Here is a 524-nt window from a genome sequence, read left to right as displayed (position 1 = left end):
ATGAGCGCTTTGAATGGCAATCTTGTCGCCAGTTTTAACAAGATGAGTAGGACCCTTGCCAGCGGTGAAAGCGGCTTGCCAAGTTTCCGAAAAGAAATTCCGATCCCGTTCAAAGGGACAGATGTCAAAAAACTGCGAAGCAGTAGGGAAGGAGCGGTATTTCATTTTTCCCTCTTCGATATCCCGTTAAAAACGTACCTTGGGAAAACAGGCCATGACAAGCGCGAAATGCTTCAAAGCTTACTAGCTGGTCAGGTCAAACTATGCACCAGCTCGCTGACACTAGACAAAGGAAAGATTTTCATGCTTGCTGTTTTTCAGATTGAACGGCAACAGCAACAGCTTGACCAGGAGGTTATCGCCGAGGCGAGCTTGTCGCTGGATTACCCGATCATGGTCTTGATCGGGGACAGGCGTTACACGATCGGAAGCAAGGACGAGTATCTCTACAAGCGGCTCGCGATCCAGGCTGCGATCCGGCGCAAAAGGAAGGCCATGGCTTTTATGAACCCAAACAGCCAAAG

The 524-nt window shown here is 49.4% G+C and carries 1 protein-coding gene; it reads left to right on the top strand.

Annotation, left to right across the window (positions count from 1 at the left end):
• Positions 1–42: 42 nt before the first annotated feature.
• A partial coding sequence (locus LZD49_RS36265) for a hypothetical protein (protein ID WP_234673103.1) occupies positions 43–524 on the top strand: 482 nt, incomplete at its 3' end.

It is taken from the genome of Dyadobacter sp. CY261 (genome assembly GCF_021440085.1).
GTDB lineage: Bacteria > Bacteroidota > Bacteroidia > Cytophagales > Spirosomataceae > Dyadobacter.
The sequence above is the reverse complement of the archived record's forward strand: the minus strand, read 5'-3'. Positions and strand labels throughout refer to the sequence as shown.